Annotated in this window: 20 protein-coding genes; 10 read left to right on the top strand and 10 right to left on the bottom strand. The window is 73.1% G+C overall.

Annotation, left to right across the window (positions count from 1 at the left end):
• Positions 1-7: 7 nt before the first annotated feature.
• Genes AB0K12_RS12500 through AB0K12_RS12490 form a run of 3 tightly spaced genes read right to left on the bottom strand, consistent with a single transcriptional unit; the run spans position 8 to position 2,531 of the window.
• On the bottom strand, positions 8-1,156 hold the full coding sequence (locus tag AB0K12_RS12500; RefSeq protein ID WP_364559045.1) for a thiolase family protein: 1,149 nt from the start codon (positions 1,154-1,156) through the stop codon (positions 8-10).
• Entirely contained in the window at positions 1,153-1,782 is a 630-nt protein-coding gene (locus AB0K12_RS12495) for a CoA transferase subunit B (protein ID WP_364559043.1), read from the bottom strand. Before AB0K12_RS12495 ends, AB0K12_RS12500 begins: the two co-directional genes overlap by 4 nt.
• Entirely contained in the window at positions 1,779-2,531 is a 753-nt protein-coding gene (locus AB0K12_RS12490; RefSeq protein ID WP_364559041.1) for a CoA transferase subunit A, read from the bottom strand. Before AB0K12_RS12490 ends, AB0K12_RS12495 begins: the two co-directional genes overlap by 4 nt.
• Before the next feature lie 121 nt (positions 2,532-2,652).
• Here AB0K12_RS12490 and AB0K12_RS12485 point away from each other — a divergent pair, with 121 nt between their 5' ends.
• Entirely contained in the window at positions 2,653-4,194 is a 1,542-nt protein-coding gene (locus AB0K12_RS12485; protein WP_364559038.1) for an IclR family transcriptional regulator C-terminal domain-containing protein, read from the top strand.
• A 76-nt stretch (positions 4,195-4,270) separates the two neighbouring features.
• Entirely contained in the window at positions 4,271-5,194 is a 924-nt protein-coding gene (locus tag AB0K12_RS12480) for an NAD(P)-dependent alcohol dehydrogenase (protein ID WP_364559035.1), read from the top strand.
• 19 nt (positions 5,195-5,213) lie between these two features.
• On the opposite strand, the gene AB0K12_RS12475 is transcribed toward AB0K12_RS12480, so the two are convergent.
• The 3 genes from AB0K12_RS12475 to AB0K12_RS12465 form a co-directional block, all read right to left on the bottom strand.
• Positions 5,214-5,981, bottom strand: coding sequence for a hypothetical protein (locus tag AB0K12_RS12475; protein ID WP_364559032.1), 768 nt, complete (start codon positions 5,979-5,981; stop codon positions 5,214-5,216).
• The gene (locus tag AB0K12_RS12470) at positions 5,978-6,634 is read right to left on the bottom strand and encodes a hypothetical protein (RefSeq protein ID WP_364559029.1); all 657 of its coding nucleotides are present in this window, start codon (positions 6,632-6,634) and stop codon (positions 5,978-5,980) included. Before AB0K12_RS12470 ends, AB0K12_RS12475 begins: the two co-directional genes overlap by 4 nt.
• Before the next feature lie 72 nt (positions 6,635-6,706).
• Entirely contained in the window at positions 6,707-8,359 is a 1,653-nt protein-coding gene (locus AB0K12_RS12465) for a metallophosphoesterase family protein (protein WP_364559027.1), read from the bottom strand.
• A 195-nt stretch (positions 8,360-8,554) separates the two neighbouring features.
• Between AB0K12_RS12465 and AB0K12_RS12460 the strand changes: the two genes are divergently transcribed.
• The 4 genes from AB0K12_RS12460 to AB0K12_RS12445 all read left to right on the top strand — a co-directional run bounded on the left by AB0K12_RS12460 (position 8,555) and on the right by AB0K12_RS12445 (position 12,716).
• Positions 8,555-9,019 carry a hypothetical protein gene (locus AB0K12_RS12460; protein WP_364559024.1) on the top strand — a complete coding sequence of 155 codons (465 nt, stop codon included), beginning with the start codon at positions 8,555-8,557 and terminating at the stop codon, positions 9,017-9,019.
• Positions 9,020-9,084: 65 nt separating this feature from the next.
• Complete coding sequence (locus tag AB0K12_RS12455) at positions 9,085-9,555, top strand: (2Fe-2S)-binding protein (RefSeq protein WP_364559021.1); 471 nt, start codon at positions 9,085-9,087, stop codon at positions 9,553-9,555.
• A 3-nt stretch (positions 9,556-9,558) separates the two neighbouring features.
• Positions 9,559-10,560, top strand: a complete 1,002-nt coding sequence (locus AB0K12_RS12450; protein WP_364559018.1) for a xanthine dehydrogenase family protein subunit M — start codon at positions 9,559-9,561, stop codon at positions 10,558-10,560.
• On the top strand, positions 10,557-12,716 hold the full coding sequence (locus AB0K12_RS12445) for a xanthine dehydrogenase family protein molybdopterin-binding subunit (protein WP_364559015.1): 2,160 nt from the start codon (positions 10,557-10,559) through the stop codon (positions 12,714-12,716). Before AB0K12_RS12450 ends, AB0K12_RS12445 begins: the two co-directional genes overlap by 4 nt.
• Positions 12,717-12,730: 14 nt before the next feature.
• Here the strand turns inward: AB0K12_RS12445 and AB0K12_RS12440 are convergent, their stop codons facing one another.
• Positions 12,731-13,495 carry a phosphotransferase gene (locus tag AB0K12_RS12440; RefSeq protein ID WP_364559012.1) on the bottom strand — a complete coding sequence of 255 codons (765 nt, stop codon included), beginning with the start codon at positions 13,493-13,495 and terminating at the stop codon, positions 12,731-12,733.
• Positions 13,496-13,676: 181 nt separating this feature from the next.
• On the opposite strand from AB0K12_RS12440, the gene AB0K12_RS12435 reads away from it, so the two are divergent.
• On the top strand, positions 13,677-14,024 hold the full coding sequence (locus AB0K12_RS12435) for an STAS domain-containing protein (RefSeq protein WP_364559009.1): 348 nt from the start codon (positions 13,677-13,679) through the stop codon (positions 14,022-14,024).
• A gap of 125 nt (positions 14,025-14,149) precedes the next feature.
• On the opposite strand, the gene AB0K12_RS12430 is transcribed toward AB0K12_RS12435, so the two are convergent.
• A complete protein-coding gene (locus AB0K12_RS12430) occupies positions 14,150-15,016 on the bottom strand; it encodes an FRG domain-containing protein (RefSeq protein WP_364559006.1) in 867 nt (288 codons plus the stop codon).
• Between AB0K12_RS12430 and AB0K12_RS12425 the strand changes: the two genes are divergently transcribed.
• Together AB0K12_RS12425 and AB0K12_RS12420 are read left to right on the top strand one after the other, a co-directional pair.
• Positions 14,928-15,221 (top strand): zinc ribbon domain-containing protein, encoded by a 294-nt coding sequence (locus AB0K12_RS12425; RefSeq protein ID WP_364559003.1) that lies wholly within the window; start codon positions 14,928-14,930, stop codon positions 15,219-15,221. The genes AB0K12_RS12430 and AB0K12_RS12425 overlap by 89 nt on opposite strands.
• Positions 15,222-15,451: 230 nt before the next feature.
• The gene (locus AB0K12_RS12420) at positions 15,452-15,679 is read left to right on the top strand and encodes an alpha/beta hydrolase fold domain-containing protein (RefSeq protein WP_364559000.1); all 228 of its coding nucleotides are present in this window, start codon (positions 15,452-15,454) and stop codon (positions 15,677-15,679) included.
• A gap of 117 nt (positions 15,680-15,796) precedes the next feature.
• Here the strand turns inward: AB0K12_RS12420 and AB0K12_RS12415 are convergent, their stop codons facing one another.
• A complete protein-coding gene (locus AB0K12_RS12415; protein WP_364558998.1) occupies positions 15,797-17,179 on the bottom strand; it encodes an OFA family MFS transporter in 1,383 nt (460 codons plus the stop codon).
• A 145-nt stretch (positions 17,180-17,324) separates the two neighbouring features.
• On the opposite strand from AB0K12_RS12415, the gene AB0K12_RS12410 reads away from it, so the two are divergent.
• Complete coding sequence (locus AB0K12_RS12410) at positions 17,325-17,471, top strand: hypothetical protein (protein ID WP_364558995.1); 147 nt, start codon at positions 17,325-17,327, stop codon at positions 17,469-17,471.
• A 127-nt stretch (positions 17,472-17,598) separates the two neighbouring features.
• Here the strand turns inward: AB0K12_RS12410 and AB0K12_RS12405 are convergent, their stop codons facing one another.
• Positions 17,599-18,942 carry a hypothetical protein gene (locus AB0K12_RS12405; protein ID WP_364558992.1) on the bottom strand — a complete coding sequence of 448 codons (1,344 nt, stop codon included), beginning with the start codon at positions 18,940-18,942 and terminating at the stop codon, positions 17,599-17,601.
• Positions 18,943-18,988: the final 46 nt, after the last annotated feature.

Genomic DNA, 18,988 nt, shown 5'->3' with positions numbered 1-18,988 from the left:
TTTCGAGCTATCTGTCGAGGACGACGGCCAGTCCCTGGCCGACGCCGATGCAGAGCGCGGCCAGCCCGGTGCCGGAGCCGGCGGCGGCCAGCCGGTGGGCGACCGCGCCGGTGACGCGGGCGCCCGAGGCGCCGAGGGGGTGGCCGATGGCGATGGCGCCGCCGTCGGGGTTGACGATGGCGGGGTCGAGGTCGGGCAGCTCGGCCAGGCAGCCGAGCGCCTGCGCCGCGAACGCCTCGTTCAGCTCGGCGGTCGCGAGGTCGCCGAAGCGCCGGCCCGCCTTGGCGAGTGCCCTGGTGGACGCCTCGACGGGGCCGAGCCCGAAGTAGCGCGGCTCCAGCGCGCTGACGCCGGTGGCGGCGATCCTGGCGAGGGGTTCGCGCCCGCGCAGCCCTTCCTCGTCGGTGAGCAGCAGGGCGGCGGCGCCGTCGTTGAGCGGCGAGGAGTTGCCCGCGGTGACGGTGCCGCCGTCCTTGCGGAAGACGGGCTTGAGCCGGGCCAGCGCCTCCAGGGACGTGTCGTGGCGGATGCCCTCGTCGCGGGTGACGCCTCCGATGGGCACGATCTCCCGCTCGAACGACGCCTTGGCCGCCTTCTGGTGGCTGGCCAGCGCGAACGCGTCCTGCTCCGCGCGGGTGATGCGGTGCTTGTCGGCGATCAGCTCCGCGCCCTCGCCGAGCGCGACCGTGTGCTCGGCGGGCATGGCGGGGTTGACCAGCCGCCAGCCGAGCGTGGTGGAGACCAGCTCCTGCCCACCGGCGGGGAACGCCCTGTCCGGCTTGGGCAGCACCCAGGGCGCGCGGGTCATCGACTCGACGCCGCCCGCGATCACGGTGCCGGCGTCGCCCATCGCGATCGCCCGGTACGCCTGCACGACCGCCTCCATGCCCGACCCGCACAGCCGGTTCACGGTCGCGCCCGGCGTGGTGATCGGCAGGCCGGCGAGGATGGCGGCCATCCTGGCGACGTTGCGGTTCTCCTCGCCGGCGCCGTTGGCGTTGCCCAGCACGACCTCGTCGGCGCCGTCCAGGTCGTTGCGCTCGACCAGCGCCTTGATGACGTGCGCGGCCAGGTCGTCGGGGCGGACGCCGGACAGGGCGCCGCCGTAGCGGCCGAAGGGGGTGCGTACGGCGTCGAGGATGTAGACGTCTTTCATGCCAGAACCTCCGCGTCGGTGCGCTCACGCACGTCGTCCACGCTCACTCCCGGCGCGCGTTCGACCAGCGCGAGCCCCTGCTCGGTGACGTCGAGGACGCCGAGGTCGGTGACGATCCGGTGGACGCACTCCTTCCCCGTGAGCGGCAGCGAGCACTCCTTGACGATCTTGGGTGAGCCGTCCTTGGCGGTGTGGTCCATGATCACGATGACCTTGCGCGCGCCGTGCACGAGGTCCATGGCGCCGCCCATGCCCTTGACGAGCTTGCCGGGCACCATCCAGTTGGCCAGGTCGCCGCGGGCCGAGACCTGCATCGCGCCCAGCACCGCCACGTCGATGTGCCCGCCGCGGATCATGCCGAACGACGCCGACGAGTCGAAGAACGCGGCGCCCTCCCGCACGGTCACGGTCTCCTTGCCGGCGTTGATCAGGTCGGGGTCCACCTCGTCCTCCGCCGGGTAGGGGCCGACGCCGAGGATGCCGTTCTCGGAGTGCAGCACGACGTCCACGCCGGGCGGCAGGAACGACGGGATGCGGGTGGGCAGGCCGATGCCCAGGTTGACGTAGTCGCCGTCGCGCAGCTCGGCGGCGGCCCGCGCGACCATCTCGTCCCTGGTCCAGCTCATCCGGTCACCGTCCGCTTCTCGATGGACTTGTCCGCGGCCTGCTCGGGGGTGAGCACGAGCACGCGCTGCACGAACACGCCGGGCACGTGCACCTCGTCGGGGTCCAGCTCGGTCAGCTCCTCGACCTCGGCGACCGTGACGCGGCCGGCCATCGCGGCGAGCGGGTTGAAGTTGCGGGCGGCCTTGCGGAAGACCAGGTTGCCGTGGCGGTCGCCCTTGGCGGCGCGGACGAGGGCGAAGTCGGTACGGATGCCGCGTTCGAGCACGTATTCGCGGCCGTCGAACTCGCGTACCTCCTTGGGCGGCGAGGCGACCGCGATCGAGCCGTCCGGGTTGTGGCGCAGCGGCAGGCCGCCGTCGGCGATGGGGGTGCCGACGCCGGCCGGGGTGTAGAAGGCGGGGATGCCGCTGCCGCCCGCGCGCAGCCGCTCTGCCAGGCTGCCCTGCGGGGTCAGCTCGACCGTCAGCTCGCCGGACAGGTATTGGCGGGCGAACTCCTTGTTGTCGCCGATGTACGAGGCGGTCACGTGGGCGATGCGCCCGGCCGCCAGCAGCACGCCCAGGCCGCCGCCGTCCACGCCGCAGTTGTTGGAGACCACGGACAGGCGGGTGACGCCGGTGTCGTACAGGGCCTTGATCAGGACGTTGGGGATGCCGCTGAGGCCGAAGCCGCCGACGGCGAACGACGCGCCGTCACGCACGCCTGCCAGCGCCTCCGCGGCCGTGGCGACCACCTTGTCTCTCGGCACGACGCTCCGATCGTGGATGTGTTCGCTCTGCGAACTTTTGTTCACTATTATGAGGATTTCAGTATGTGTCTGGGTTGGCTGGCCTGTCAAAGGTCTGCTTCATCCCTTCCAGGAGGAGCCGATGGAACCGGCCGGAACCCTCGAACGCGGGCTGAGCGTGCTGCGCGCGCTCGCCGCCGACCCGCGGCGACCCGCCCGCGCCACCGACCTCGTGCGGGCGACCGGGCTGGCCAGGTCCACCGTCGACCGGGTGCTCGGCACGCTCGCGCACCTCGGCTACGTGCGGACCGACGGGCGTGACGTGGTGCTGGCGCCGCGGCTGATGGAGCTGGGCGAGGCCTATCTGTCCGGCTCAGGGCTGCGCGACGCCGTCGCCGGTCCCGCCGCGCGGCTCGCTGACGAGCTGGACGAGTCGGTGTCGGTGGCCGTACGGGACGGGGACGGGGTGCGGTTCGTCGCGCAGTTCACCCGGCGGCGGCGCATGTCGGTGACCTTCCGCGTCGGTGACGTCCTGCCCGCCTCCCGCTGCGCCGCCGGCCTCGCCCTCCTCGACCCCGCGAAGCCCTGGGCCGAGGACGACCAGCTCATCGAGCCCGGCCTGATCGCCGTGGCGGTCCCGGTCCGAGGCGAGCCGGGCTGCGCGGTGAGCGTGGTGAGCCACACCAGCCGGCACACGGTCGCCGAGCTGCGCGACCACTGCCTGCCCGCCCTCCGCGAGACGGTCGCCGAGATGGAAGCCGCCCTCGCCGCCCCCGCCCCGCCGAACGCGCCCCCGCCCCCCGCCCTGCAAACCGCGCCCCCGGCCCCCGGCCCGCCGGCTCTTCCAGCGGGCCCCGCCGGAGCCGCCACCCCCGCGACCTCCTCGCCCTTGGACGCGGCCAAGGAGGCGAAGCGGGAGCTGGGGATGGGGTTCCTGCAGTCGCTGGCGCGGGGGCTGGCCGTCATGGTCGCGCTCGGGTCGGCGCGGGGCGGGGTGACGCTCGCCGGCTGCGCGAAGGTGACCGGCCTGCCGCGGGCGACCGTGCGGCGGGCGGTGCAGGCGCTGGAGCGGCTCGGCTACGCCGCCGCGCGCGGCACCCGGTTCACGCTGCTGCCCCGGGTGCTGGAGCTGGGCTACGCGCACCTGTCGGGGCTCACGTTCCGCGAGATCGTCCAGCCGCACCTGGCCGACCTCGCCGCCCGCGTCGACGAGTCGGCGTCCGTCGCGGTGCTGTCGGGCGACGACGTCCTGTACGTGGCGCGGGTCCAGACCGTGAGCCTGATGAGCGTGAACATCACCGTCGGCACCCGCTTCCCCGCGTACGCGACCTCCATGGGCCGGGTGCTGCTGGCCGAGCAGCCCGACGAGCGGCTGGCCGCGATCGAGCCGCGCCGGCTGGCCGCGCGGACCGTCACCTCCCGCGACGAGCTGCGCGCCCTCGTCCGGCGGGCCGCCGCCGACGGCTACGCGCTGGTGGACCAGGAGCTGGAGGAGGGCGTACGGTCGATCGCCGTCCCCATCAGGGACGGCACAGGGCGCACCGTCGCCGCCGTGAACGTCGCCACCCACGCCGGGCGGGCCGGCAACGACGCGCTGCTCCGCGACGTGCTGCCGGCGCTGCGCGAGACGGCCGCGAAAATGGCGGCGGATCTCGCGTACACGGGCGCCGTCGCGGCCGAGTGAACGCATTAGTATCCGAGGCATGAAAGCCGCAGTGCGCGCCAGATATGGCCCGCCGGAAGTGGTTCGCGTTTCAGAGGTGGAAAAACCGGTCCCCGCTCCTGGTGAGCTGCTCGTCAAGGTACGCGCGACCACGGTCAACCGCACTGATTGCGCGATGCGGGCGGCCAAGCCGTTCCTGTGGCGATTCTTCACGGGGCTCGTCCGGCCTGCGAAGATGCCCGTTCTCGGCACCGAGTTCGCCGGCGAGGTGGTGGCCGTGGGGGCGGGCGTCGGGTCGTACAAGGCCGGGGACGACGTGTTCGGCTACAACGACGGCAGGTCGGGGGCGCACGCGCAGTTCCTGACCGTTCGCGAGAGCGGCACGCTGGCGCCGTTGCCCGAGGGGCTGACGTACGAGGAGGCGGCGCCCGGCACCGAGGGCGCCCACTACGCGCTCTCGATGATCAGGGCGGCCGGGGTGCGGGCCGGTCACGACGTGCTGGTCCACGGCACGACCGGGGCGATCGGGTCGGCCGCCGTGCAGCTTCTCAAGCACCACGGCGCCTGGGTCACCGGCGTCTGCGGGCCGCATCATCTCGATCTCGTCCGCGGGCTCGGGGCCGACAAGGTGGTCGACCACACCTCCACCGATTTCACCGCCGACGAGCGCCGATATGACGCCGTGCTGGACGCCGTCGGCAAGAGCACGTTCGGGCGGTGCAGGAAACTGCTCAAACCCCGGGGCGTTTATGTCGCCGCCGACGTCGGTCCATTCTGGCAGAACCTCTTACTCGCCGCCGCCGGGCCCTTACTCGGGGGCCGGAGGGTGAAATTCCCGCTGCCCCGGCATGACGCGGAGATGGCCCGGACACTCAAGGAGCTGCTCGAGTCGGGCGCATTTCGGCCGGTCATCGACCGCCATTATCCCCTGGACGAGATCACGGATGCCCACCGCTATGTTGAAACAGGCCAGAAGGTCGGAAACGTAGTGATCGTCGTTACTCATGCCGAGGAGGCGTGATGCCTCGCAGAAAGGCCGGTCAGGGGGTCAGGGCGGTGACGGCGGTGGCCAGGTAGAGGCAGCCGCCGGCCGCCACGGCCACGCCGGCCAGCGCCGGCGTCCACGCCGCCGCCGCCCGCAACACCCGCAGCCGCGGCGTGCGATGGCGCAGCATCGTCGCCCCGCGCACGGTCACCACGCCGACGCCGGTCAACGTGACGGCCATCCCCGCGCCGAACGCCAGCACCAGCACGACCGCGCCGAACGACCGGCCGGTGAGCAGCCCGCTGACGAGCACGATGAACGCCGACGGCGACGGCACCAGCCCGCCTGACAGCGCCAGCGCGGTGAGCCCCCGCGGCGACCACGGATCCCGCAACTCCCCGTGCCCGTGCCCGTGCCCATGCCCGTGCCCGTGCCCGTGGCTGTGCGTTCTGCGATGGCGGAGGTGACGGTAGGTGAGGTGGGCGCCCACGGCGAACACGATCGCGCCGGCGAGCACCTGCAGCCAGGCGGTGACGGCCTCGGTGCCGGCGGCGGCGGCGCCGCTGCTCAGCCCCACCCAGGCGAGCGCCAGGGCGAGCACCGACACCGTGTGCATCAACGCCACGACCACGCCGAGGCGCAGCGCGTCGCGGTAGCGGCCGTGCGTTCCGATCAGGTAGGCGGCGGTGACGCTCTTGCCGTGGCCGGGCGCGACGGCGTGCAGCGCGCCGACGCCCAGCGCCACGAGCAACGCCACCCAGAACGCCCCTGCCCCGTCGAACAGGGTGATGAGAAAGTTCTCCGGCCCGGTCAGCCCGTTCATGCGCCCGCCCCCGTGGACAGGTGGCGGCGGCGTACCAGGAGAGCGACCAGCAGGGCGAGGACGGCGAGCAGCGCGACGGCGGGGACCACGAGCGGGACCCCGCCGCCCGCCTGCGCGTCGAAGCGCACGCGCCGGGTGTCGGCCGTCGCCGTGAGGAGCGCCTGCGCGGGTTCTGCCGGTGTGTCGGCGGTGAGCATGGTGCGGTACGCCTCGTGCAGGTCGGTCAGCGCCCCGACGCGGACGTCCACCGCCGTCACCGGCTCGGGGCACGCGAAGCTGAACCGGGCGCCCTCGGTCCGCAGCCGCTCCAGCGGGGCCAGCTCGGCGGCACACGGGCGGCCCGCCTGGGTGACGCCGACGTGGCCGAGCAGGTAGTCGCGGACGGCGGCGGACCTGGCCAGCTTCTGCTCGCCGGTCAGCGTGGTGTCCGCGCCCGCGGCCGGGTCCTCGAACGCGCCGAGCGACTGGCCGAGCGCCACCCAGTCGTCCTCGGCGGGCAGCCAGGCGAGCGTCACGCGGTCGCCGTCCACGGCGATCCTGGCCGTGGACGGCGGCCCGAACGGATGCGCCCCCGCCGCCTGCGCGGGCACCAGCAGCGCCCCGACGGCGGCGAAGAGCGGCACGCACACACGCGCCACGAAACCGAACCTCAAGAGGAGCTCCTTCAAGAGCCGGGCTGCCCCGCGATCGGGGCAGCCCGGCCGGTGTTCAACGCGGGGCCGGGGTCACTTGGTGACGGTGATGGGCGGGCTGGTGATCTTCTGGTGCTCGCTGTCCAGGTACACGACGTACTCGGCGCCGCGCTTGGCCAGCACGGGGACGCGCACGGTCTCCGAGAGGCGGCCCAGGTCGTCGGCCTTCTCGTAGCCGATCAGCGTGCCGTTCTTGCGGCCGGGCTCGCGCCACCAGATCGCGACGCGCTCCCCCGGGTCGTAGCCGTACGCGGACACCTTGACGGACTCCAGGCGGCGGACCGACGTCTTGTCGACGGTGACCTGCTCACCGACGGTGTTCTCCGGGGTGCGCAGGTCGTTGACGGTGCGTTCGCCCTCGCGGTTCTTGCGGATGACGAACCCGTCGTGGTGGGTGCCGTCGGCGTAGCGGGCCTCGAACGTGATGGTGTCGCCGGCGACGTCGATGAGCTGGTAGAGCTGGGTGTTCTCGCTGGTGCTGCGGACCTCGGCGCCGTTGCCCGTCCAGTTCTCGCCGCCGTTGAGCGCGTACATCTTGCCGCCGGAGACGGACACCACGTACGCGACCCCGTTGTGCACGGTGGTGGACTTGCGGGCCGCCACCTGGTTGCCCCGCCCGTACGAGTGGTCGTGCCCCTGGAGCACGAGGTCCACCCCGTACTTCTCGAACAACGGCGCCCACTGCTCGCGCACGTTCGGGTTGTTGCGGGTGCCGGTGGTGGAGTAGACGGGGTGGTGGAAGGTGACCACGGTCCACTTGTTCGGGTTGTCCTTGAGCAGCCCTTCGAGCCAGGCGGTCTGGGCGGCCATGAGCGTGGCGTTGCTCTGGTGGTTGGTGTCCAGGCCGATGAAGCGGACGCCCTGGTAGTCGAGGGTGTAGACGGTCTGCTTCAGCTCGGGGTTGCCGGGCCCGTTGTCGGGATACGGGAACTGCGGCCGCCAGAACGCGGACAGCCCGCCGCTGTACTCGTGGTTGCCGGGGATCGAGATGTTGTTGATCTGGCCGTCGATGAAGCCGCCGGCCTGGAACCACTGGCCCCACTGCTCCTCGCTGTTGGCGGAGTCGATGAGGTCGCCCGCGTTGACGATGGCCTTGGCCTGCGGCCGGTCGGCGAACGCCTGGCGGAAGACGCGCGGCACGGCGGAGTCGAGGTAGTTCTGGGCGTCGCCGTAGTAGATGAACGAGAACGGCTCGAAGCCGTCGGCGGCGGTGGTGAAGTCGGTCCAAGGGCTCCAGTTGGTGCCGTCGCCGACGCGGTAGGTGTAGCGGGTGCCGGGCTTGAGGCCGGTGAACTCGACGGTGTGGTACGTGGAGGCGTACCCGAGTGTGGTGTTGACCGGCGTGCTGGCCATGGCCCTGACGGTGGCGACGGCGCCGGGCGCGGGCTGCACCTGGCCGAGGGCGCGCGGCGCCTCCAGGATCTGGGCCTGCGCGGTGTCGGCGGTGGCCTCCGCCCGCCACGAGACGCGCTGGCTGGTGGCGGGCGCGGTGGTGGGGATGAGGATGACGCGGTCGGGGATGGGGGTGGGCTTGTGCGCCTCAGCGGCGGGGAAGACGGGCGGCGCCGCCGCGCCGACGGCGGCGGGGCCGAACGCTAACCCGGCGGCGAGCAGCGCCGCGGTGCCGGCGGTCGCCAGCTTCGCCTGCCGCGACCAGGACCGTCGCGGCTTGGTGGGGTGATTCACTGGGTGCTTCGCTCTCTTCGAGGGTGCTGTCGGGCGGCCCGTCCTGGTGCGGGACGGACGCGAGCGCATTCACCCAGACGTCGCTGACGATCTCCCGTCGCGCAGGGGACCGCCAGGTGAATTCGCGGGCGGAAAGCCGCCGTTCACCCGCCGTTGGCCGGCCGCCTCCTACGATCACTCGCGAAGGAGGGACGGATGGCGGTGACGCGGCGCTGGGGGCTGCTGCCCGCCGTGGCGGCGCTGGGGACGTTGTTCGTGGTGCCGCCCGCGCAGGCGACGGTCAAGACGGAGACGTTCATCACGGCGGAGACGACGGGCATCCTGCTGATCGAGGCGGGCGAGTGCTTCAGCGACCCGGCGTACTCGGTGCGGGCGGGCGAGCGGCTCGTGCTCTACACGCCGTGCGCGCGGGGGGCGGACAACCAGGCGTACGGGTTCACGCACGTCCCCGACGGCCCGTACGACCGGATGAAGCTGACGGCCTTCGCGTGGCGGAGCTGCGGTGAGCGGTTCGCGAGCCTGTGGGGTGAGAGGCGGGACGGCCTGGCGCACTACCCGATCATGCCGACGCCGGAGACCTGGGCGGACGGCGACCGCGACGTGATGTGCGCGGTCTACCGGCCCGAGGGGCGGCTGGAGGGCTCGGTGCTGCCGGGCTGAATCTTGACCCGCTCTTATAACGACATAGAGGGATGAACACGGCGGCTCCCGTTAGCGTTTCGCTTATGACCGGACCGACCGCGTTCACGGTGAACGGCCAGCCCGTGCGGCTCGACCTCGACCCGCGCGAGTCCCTGCTCGACGTGCTGCGCGAGCGGCTGGGTCTCACCGGCTCCAAGAAGGGCTGCGACCACGGCCAGTGCGGCGCGTGCACGGTCCACCTGGACGGCCGGCGGGTCGTATCCTGCCTGACCCCGGCCGTCCAGGTGCACGGCAGGTCGGTGACCACGATCGAGGGCGTGTCGGGCGCGGGCGGCCTGCATCCGCTGCAGGAGGCGTTCGTGGACAACGACGCGCTGCAGTGCGGCTACTGCACGCCGGGCCAGGTGATGTCCGGCCTGGCCTGCATCGCCGAGGGGCACGCGGGCGACGACGGCCAGATCCGCGAGTACATGAGCGGCAACCTGTGCAGGTGCGGCGCGTACACCGGCATACTCGCCGCCGTACGCCAGGCCGCGGCGCTCCGGGAGGAGTGAGCCGTGCGCCCCTTCGCCTACACCGCCCCCGCCACCCTCGACGAGGCCGTCAGCGCGCTGGCGGCGGCCGGCCCAGGAGCGCGGGTGCTGGCCGGCGGCACCACCCTGTACGACCTGATGAAGCTGGACATCGAGACCCCGCACAGTGTCGTGGACGTGCGCGCGCTGCGCGAGCTGGCGGGCATCGACACGGCGGGCCCGGGCGAGCTGTCGTTCGGCGCGGGCGCGCTGATGGCCGACGTGGCCGAGGACCCGGTGCTGCTGCGCGACTACCCGGCGCTGGCCGAGTCGCTGGCCAAGGCCGCCTCCCAGCAGCTGCGCAACATGGCGACGGTGGGCGGGAACCTGCTGCAGCGCACCCGCTGCGGCTACTTCAGGGGCGGCCCGCCGTTCGCCTGCAACAAGCGGGAGCCGGGCAGCGGCTGCGCCGCGATCGGCGGGCTCGACAGGGGGCACGCGCTGCTCGGCGGCAGCGAGGCGTGCGTCGCGACGTACCCGGGTGACTGGGCGGTCGCGCTGATCGCGTTCGACGCCGTGGTGGACGTGGCGGGCCCGGGCGGCACGCGGACGATCCCGCTGGCCGAGCTGCACGTCGAGCCCGGCGACACGCCCGCCAGGGAGCACACGCTGGCCGCCGGCGAGATCATCACCCGCATCCGCGTGCCGGTCACGCCGGTCGGGCGCGGCTCGACCTACCACAAGGTCAGGGACCGGGAGTCGTACGCGTTCGCGCTGGCCTCGGCCGCCGCCGCGGTGCGCATGGACGACGGGACCGTGGCGGAGTGCCGCATCGCGGTGGGCGGGGTCGCCACCAGGCCGTGGCGCTGCCCGGACGCCGAGCGGGAGCTGACCGGGGCGGTGCTGGACGAGCGGTCCGCGCGCCGGGCGGGCGAGGCCGCGTTCGCCGGGGCCCGTCCTGGCGCGCACAACGGTTTCCGGGTCGAGCTGGGCATCCGTACCGTGGCCGAGGCGCTGCGGATCGCCGGAGAGCGGGCCGTACGATGACGGACTTCGCGATCCCCCGGGTCGGCGCGCGGGAGAAGGTCACCGGGGCCGCCCGCTTCGGCGCCGACCGCACACCAGGGGGCTGCGCGTACGCGATGCCCGTGGTGGCGACCGCCGGCAAGGGCCGCATCACGCGCCTCGACACCACCGGGGCCACCGCCGTGCCCGGCGTGCTGCTCGTCCTGTCGCACCTCGACGACCTCGGCGTCGTCTCGGCCGGCTCGCTCATGCGCGGCGGCTACGCCTTCCAGAGCCTGCAGCCGCTGCTGGACGACCGGATCGCCTACCGGGGCCAGCCGATCGCGCTGGTCGTGGCCGACACCCTGGTCGCCGCGACGGAGGCGGCCGCCCTTGTGCGGGCCGAGTACGACGAGGAGCCGATCGCGGTGGAGCTGGGCGCGGCCGGCACCGAGACCCAGGAGGCGGCGCTGGCCGACGTGGTGGCAGGCGACGCCGACGGCGAGTACGAGCGCAGCCCGCTGCGCATCGACGAGACGTACGAGGCGGGGCCGCAGCACCAGGTGCCGATGGAGCTGATCGGCGGCGTGGTCGAGTGGCACGGCGACACGGTGGTGGTGCACGAGGGCACGCAGACCGTCGGCGCGCTGCGCGGCGGCCTGGCCAGGCAGCTCGGCATCGACCCCGCGCGGGTGCGGGTGATCTCGCCGTACGTGGGGGGCGCGTTCGGCCAGAAGAACGCGCTGCAGCCGCACCTCGCGCCGCTGGCCGTGGCCGCCCGGCGGCTGGGCAGGCCGGTCAAGCTGGTGCTGCCGCGCGCCCACACCTTCCACGCGGCGAGCTTCCGCCCGCTGAGCAGGCATCGTGTACGGCTGGGCGCCGACCGCTCCGGCCGGCTGCTGGCCGCGATCCACGAGGTGGAGCAGCAGGACTCCCGGCACGACCTGCTGCCGGCCACCTACACGGAGCTGACCTCCCGCCTGTACGACATCAGGAACTTCCGCGGCCGCCAGCGCCACGTCAGGACCGACACGCAGTCGCCCGGCTTCATGCGGGCCCCGTTCGAGCACCCGGCGGCGTTCGCGCTGGAGTCGGCCATCGACGAGCTGGCCGTCGCCACCGGCCGCGACCCGGTCGAGCTGCGCCTGGCCAACGACGCGCGCACGGACCCGGTGACCGGCAAGCCGTTCTCGTCCCGGCACCTGGCCGACTGCCTGCGGCGCGGCGCGGAGCTGTTCGGCTGGGCCGGACGCAGCCCCGACCCGTGCTCGATGCAGGCGGCCGACGGGACGCTGGTGGGCTGGGGCGTCGCGGTGGGCGCGTACCCGTCGAAGACCGTCCCGATCCAGGCCAGGCTCACCGCCGACGCCGATGGACGGGTGCTGCTTGAGGTGGGCGGCCACGAGATGGGGCAGGGCATCACGACCGCCCTCGTCTCCGCCGTGGCCGGCGACCTCGGCATCGCGCCCGACTCCGTCGCCGTCGCGGTCGGCGACACCGCCCGCGTCCCGCACCACCTCACCGCCGGTGCCTGGGGCACCAACAGCACGCTGCTGGCCGTGCACGCGGCGCTGCTGCGGCTGCGCGAACGGCTCGGCGCCGCCCCCGACGGGCCGGTGGACGTGGCGGCGGCGGTCAAGCAGGCGGGCGGGGACGACGTGGTGACCGAGGCCGTCACCCAGGCGCCCGGCCAGCCGCCGGAGATGGCCGACCGCATGCGCACCGGTCTCGCCGCGCCGGCCGGCCCCGAATATCCCGGCTTCGTCTCCTTCAGCTTCATCGCCCACTTCGCCGAGGTCAGGGTGGAGCCGGTGACGCGCCGCATCCGCGTGCCCCGGGTGGTCAGCGTGGCCGACTGCGGCAGGGTGGCCAGCCCGGTCACCGCCGACGCCCAGGTGCGCGGCGGGGTGGTGTGGGGCATCGGCGCGGCGCTGCACGAGCACAGCGAGGTCGATCCCCGCTACGGCGGCTTCGTCAACAGCGACCTCGCGGACTACGTGATCCCGGTCAACGCCGACGTCGGCACGATCGAGGTGGACTTCATCGGCGAGCCCGACTTCGCGCTCAACCCGATGGGCGTCAAGAGCCTCGGCGAGGTGGCGCTGGTCGGCGTCGCCCCCGCCATCGCGAACGCCGTCTTCCACGCCACCGGCCGCCGCGTCCGCCGCCTGCCGATCCTCATCGAGGACGTGCTGTGAGCCGTCCCGCGTGCTCAGCGGGGGAAGTCGTCGAGCTCACGGACGGCCTGGTCGAGGTCGTCGGCGACGCCGTCGCGCAGCAGCCGCCCGTACAGGCCCTCCCCGGCCGCGCCGTAGCGGCGGATGCGGGCCGCGCGGGCGGTCATGCGCGACTGCAGCTCCCTGATGAGCGCGTCGGTGCTGCCGTCCCAGCCGTAGGTGTCGAGGAACAGCCGCAGCCTGCGGGGGCGCGCGTCGAAGTCGGTGAAGCCCTCCAGCTCGGCGGTGCGGCGGGCGTGCAGCGGCACCCAGCCGTGCGCCATCCAGCTCACGTCGGAGTCGGCGCTGACGGGGCCGGCGAAGTCCCAGTCGAAGAAGCCGGTGATGCGGCCGTCGTGCCAGGCGGCGTTGAACGGGCTGGCGTCGTTGTGCGCGATGATCAGGCCGGGTGCCCACCTGCCGCCCATCCGCCAGCGCGCGCCCACGGACGGCACGAAGTCGGCGACCGCCTCGTGGTAGGCGCGCGTCCACTCGGCGACCTGGACGAGCGACTCCTCCGTACGGGTCCACCAGGGCCACACGACCTCGCCGCCCATGGTCTCGCCCTCGAGGTAGGTGAGGATCTCGCGGCCCTCGTCGTCGATGCCGAGCACGCGGGGGGCGCCCGCGAACCCCTTGCGCTCGAGGTGCCGCAGCAACTCGTGGACGGACGGGGTCCAGGGGCGTACTTCACGGCGTACGGTGTGGCCGATCCGCACGGCGCCGCCGTCGTTGCCGCCGTCGAGCCGATCCCGCCCCACGCCGAGGACACTGCCAGCCCACGCGGGTCCCGTCAACAGCCCTCGGCCCATGGCGACGGTCGCACACGGTTCCCGCGTCGTACACATCACCGTGTTGTACACGATCACTGCGAAACCCGTAGCGGGCGATTGCACCATGCAAAGATAAGAGGGGCGAACCGTAGGGATGCGGAGGGGTGGAATGGGCAGCATCGACCGTGCCGGCTTCTCCTGGGTGGTCACGCAACGTGATGACACCGCCGTCCTGAGTCCCTGCGGGGACCTGGACCTGTCGTCCATGGAGGAGTTCCGCAGCGGCCTGGCGGAGGCTATGTCGTGCCTGCGCCCGCCGCTCGTCGTCGTGGACCTGCACGAGGTGGACTTCTGCGACTCCTCGGGGCTGAACGCGCTGATCTGGGCGGCGAACACGGTGGAGGCCGCGGGTGGGCGGCTGCGCCTGAGCGGCCTGCAGCCGAGGGTGAGCCGGCTGATGCGGATGACCGGCCTCGACCGGCGTTTCCCCGTCCAGGACGCACCGACCGGGCAGTGAAGGCCGGGGCGGCCGGGGCGAAGGCGCCGGCCCGCGCCCCCGACGGCACGAGACCTCACGAGACCTCTGCCCACCCGGCTGCCCGGCCCCTGGGAGGCCGCCTCGGGCCCGGGCCGCTGGCCTGGTCAGCCGCCCATGCGGCCGTCCTGGCTGTGGCGGTTCTCCAGGCCGGCCATCGAGGAGCCGTCGTCCTGGACGCCGCGCCCGTTCTCTATGGAGCCGGGCGAGTAGTAGCGCCGCAGCCAGTCGGCCAGCCCGTCGAGGCCGGGCAGCAGCACGCGCTCGGTGATGTTGGCCTGGTCGAGCCGCTGCCTGATCTCGGCCTTGACCGGGGCCGGGATCACCCACTGCCGCCCCAGCCCGGGGTGGTCGGCCAGCCAGTCCTCCAGCTGGTAGGTCACGTCCGACAGCACCGACAGCACCGACGACTGGTTGATCACCCGCTCGTCCAGCGACGGCGGCTCGAAGAAGGCCAGGAACGGCCCGCCGTCGCCGAGCCGGTCGAAGCGGTCGAGCGAGGGGGCGACCCCGGCGAGCATCTCGGTGGTGAACACCAGCGCGCCCTCGGCGGCGAGCGGGGCCCGCAGCGGGTCGGGCAGCAGCCGGTGCGCGGCGGCGCAGTCGACGGACAGCAGCACGCCGTCGTCCTCCGGCCAGGTCGCGGTGGCGAAGTGGAGGGCGACGAGCGGGGAGAACGTCCAGTCGAGCAGGCGGGTGGGCAGGCCGTGGTGCTGGCCGAGCGCCAGCCAGTCCCAGACGGTCGGCCCGGGGGCCTGCCGATGAGCATATTTTCGGAAATTTCGTACGAGATGGGACTCGACCTGCCCGTAATGGCCGCGCAGCCGCGCCAGCCCCGACATGTGCGAGTACGTGCTGCGCGCGAGCCCGCGGAAGACCAGCGACGTGTGCGCAGGACCGCACCCCTCGCTCCGGCCCGCCTCCCCGATCGCGTCGTCCAGCTCGCGCCACGACGACACCGTGACCACTTCCATCAGACTCTCCCGAGGGGACCGTCGCCTTCAATCCGGCACCTCCCGCGCATGCGCCCGATGCGGGCATTGCGCGAAGGACAACCGCCTCACCCAGGCCGCGTTCGCCTGTACGGCGTGCGGGCATGCCGCGCACGCCGACGTCAACGCGGCCGTCGACATCCTCAGGGCAGGGCCTGCCCTTCGCCAGGCTGCGCATGCGGCTTAGCGAGAAGCCGCTCCCTTCACAGAGCGGAGGAGTCACCACCCTTGCGTTGCCCCAGCTCACGCCCTCCACACCTGCCGGCGGCCGAGGTCTGCACAAGGTCGGGCGCGGATCCTACGGTCGAGTGATCCCGATCACTCCTCCCTGATGAGGTGAGGTCTCCTGGCGCTGGACGAGGCCACGACCCGGTTTCTCGCGACGCTGCGGAGGCCGGAGGCAGACCGACCCACGAGATGAGCGTGGCCGAGGCGCGCGCCGTGAGTGCGGGGCCGGCGGCCGAGCACGACGTCCTGCGCGACGAGGGCGAGGTGTACGCCGAACGCCTGGCGCAGGCCGGGGTGCCGGTGGAGTTCAAGCGGTTCGACGGCCGGACGCACGTGTTCTTCACGATGGTGAACGTGCTGCCCGCCGGGGACGCCGCACTGACGATGGTGGCGTCGGCGGTGCGGCGCTCCCTGTGACGAGCGATCAGCCGGAGAAGAGCTGGGTGAGCTTCAGGAGCAGCTCGTACACCCCGTACGCGAAGGGCACGCCCACCCACACCCAGGCCAGCGCCATCAGCCAGGTACGCCGCTCGCTCATACGGTCTGTCCCTTCTGCACCGGCTGCGCGGGTCGTTCGTGGAACCTCTCGTGGACCGGCCTGATCAGCTCGTTGGCGAGGAAGCCGATGGCGAGCAGGCCGATCATGATGAACAGCGAGGTCGTGTAGAGGTCGGAGCCGGAGCGCCCGGCGTTCTCCTGGGCGTCGGCGATGGCGTTGACGATGAGCGGGCCGAGCACGCCCGCGGTGGACCAGGCGGTGAGCAGCCGGCCGTGGATGGCGCCGACCTCGTACGTGCCGAACAGGTCCTTCAGGTACGCGGGCACGGTGGCGAAGCCGCCGCCGTAGAAGGACAGGATGCCGAGCGCGCAGAGGATGAACAGCGGCTTGGACGCGTCGCCCGCCAGGGCGATGGCGAGGTAGAGCAGCGCGCCGACGCCCAGGTAGACCCGGTACATGTTCTTGCGCCCGATGAGGTCGGAGGTGGAGGACCAGACGAAGCGGCCGGCCATGTTGGCCAGCGACAGCAGCGCGACGAACCCGGCGGCGGCACCTGCCGCGACGGCGGCCGTGGTGCCGGCGAAGAAGTCCGTGATCATCGGGGCGGCCTTCTCCAGGATGCCGATGCCGGCCGTGACGTTGCAGCACAGCACGACCCACAGGAAGTAGAACTGCGGGGTGCGGATGGCGTTGCGGGCGGAGACGTCGGCGGTGGTGATGAGCGGCCTGAGCCGGGTGGTGGGCGGTTTCCAGCCCTTGGGCGTCCAGCCGTCCGGCGGGACGCGGACGAGCAGCACGCCCATCGACATGAACACGGCGTAGACGACGCCGTGCACGAGGAACGTCGTGGCGATGCCGGTCGTGCCGGTGCCGAAGGAGGAGAGCATCTGCGCCGACCAGGGCGAGGCGATGAGCGCGCCGCCGCCGAAGCCCATGATCGCGATGCCGGTCGCCATGCCGGGCCGGTCGGGGAACCACTTGATGAGGGTGGAGACCGGGGAGATGTAGCCGATGCCGAGCCCGATGCCGCCCACGAAGCCGTAGCCGAGCACGACCAGCCAGTACTGCCGGGTGATCACGCCCAGCGCCGACAGCAGGAACCCGGAGGAGAAGCAGGTCATCGAGACGAACATGGCCCAGCGGGGGCCGTTGCGCTCGACGAGCGTGCCGCCGAAGGCGGCCGACAGGCCGAGCATGACGATGCCGAGCTGGAAGGGCAGCGCGCTCTGGGTGCCCGACAGGCCGAGCGCCGACTCCAGCGGGGGTTTGAAGACGCTCCACGCGTACGCCTGGCCGATGGCGAGGTGCACGGAGAGCGCAGCGGGCGGAACGAGCCAACGGCTCCAGGTGGGCGCCGCCACAATACGGGAACGGCTGAGGAAAGCTTGGGGACTCGCGGACCTCGTACTGTCTGCCACGCACACACGGCTACCACATACGGTATGCAGTATTTAAAAGTTGTACGACCTTTACGACGAGCGGTCAGATCCTGTCGGCGAACGGCGGGAATCTTGGAGGCGACTTCGACGGAGCCGAGGGCCACGACGGGCGATCGCGCAGAGCGTGCCGGGCACGTACTTCTCGGCGCCACCGGCCGACGTCGCCGCCGCGCTCGCCGGCGAGCTGGGCCTGCCGCCCATGCCGAACCTCTCGTGCCCGTCACCCCCGAGCGGCTCGTGGGCGCCGCGGACGCGCTGGCGGCCAAGATGATCGCGTACGAGGACCGCTGGGGCGTCGTCGCCCACACGCCCACGCCGTTCTCGCCCGTCGTGGACGGCGACGTGCTGCCCCGCGACCCCTCCTCCGCCAGGTCCGGCCCGCACGTTCCTGACCGCTTTCAGCTCCTTCCCGCCATGGCGAGGTCCGCCTCGGCGACGAGCGGGCTGCCCCGGTGGCGCTGCCAGCCGGCTCGCAGGCGGCGGAGCTCGTCGCCCACGCGGGCCGAGGAGATCAGCGGGACGTCGTCGCGGAGGAGGAGCGCGGTCACGGCGGCCTGCTCCGGGTCGCCGGCGCGCAGGTAGGCGTGGGCGGTGCGGAGGCCGATGAGGACGCGGGTGCGGGTCTCGACCGGGCGGCGGGCGCGCATGGAGGCGGCGAAGTGGCGGGCGGCGGTGGCGTGGTCGCCGAGCCTGGTGAGGGTTAGCCCGATCTGGTGCTCCAGCGACTCGCGCCGGTAGTTGCCCGTCCACTCCGACTCAGGCGCCGAGTCGGCGCGTTCGAGCTGCGTCTCGGTGCTGCGCAGCAGGTTGAGCGCGTCCCAGCGGGTGCCGGCCGCCGCGTGCGTCTCGGCGCGCATGCCGGTGATCCAGGCCAGGGTCCGGCCGGGGCCGCGCCCGCCGAGCACGGACGCGGCGGCGTCGGCCAGCGCCAGCGCCTCGCCGTCGTGGCCCAGCTCGGCGGCCTGCACCGCCATGCTGCGCAGCGCCGTCGCACGCAGCACCAGGTCGCCCGCCTCGTCGGCGAGCCGCACGGTGCTGATGTAGTAGCGCTGGGCCAGGGCGTTCGCGCCGGCGTCCATCGCCATGTACGCCGCCAGGTAGCTCAGCTCGGCCGCCGCCGTGAACAGGTCGGGCCTGCTGCGCCCGGTCGCGTTCGCGAGCAGCGGCGTGACCTCGCGCGACAGGTACGCCGCCACCGCCTGCCTGGCGTGGCCGCCGCCGTACCGGTCGTCGAGGTCGGCGAAGCTCGCGGTGACGGCGCGGACACGGACCACGTCGCCCGCGCCAGGACGGCCCACGGGGCGCCGGGCCGGCCCCCGGGTCCCACCGTCTGCCAGGCCCGACAGCGCGGCCAGCGTGAACGTGCCGGCCGTCAGCACTGTACGGCGGTTGAGCAGGTCGTCCTCCCCCAACCCCGCCAGCCGGGCGACCGGGTCGCCGCGCCACGGGTCGTCGGGCGGCGGCGGCACCCCGGGGTCCGGCCAGCCGAGGTGCGCGGGGCGCAGGTCGGGCCGGTTGAGGCGGCGCCGGAACGCCTCCACCGCCGCGTGCACGGCCTCGGGCCGCGGCACCGTACCGGTCAGCCAGTGCCCCACCGCGGACCGGTCGTAGTGGATCCGCTCCCCGCTCTCCGCGGCGACCGCGTTGACCTGCCGCGCGGTGGCGGCGTGCGTCCAGCCGGCCTGCTCGATGAGCGCGGCGAGCGCCCGGTTCGCGACGGGGCGGGTGCGTCGTGGCGGCATCGCATCTTCACATCGCTTCACATCGCCGTGCCCTCGACTCTCCGCT

Source organism: Nonomuraea sp. NPDC049419, from assembly GCF_040676995.1.
GTDB lineage: Bacteria > Actinomycetota > Actinomycetes > Streptosporangiales > Streptosporangiaceae > Nonomuraea > Nonomuraea salmonea.
The sequence above is the reverse complement of the archived record's forward strand: the minus strand, read 5'-3'. Positions and strand labels throughout refer to the sequence as shown.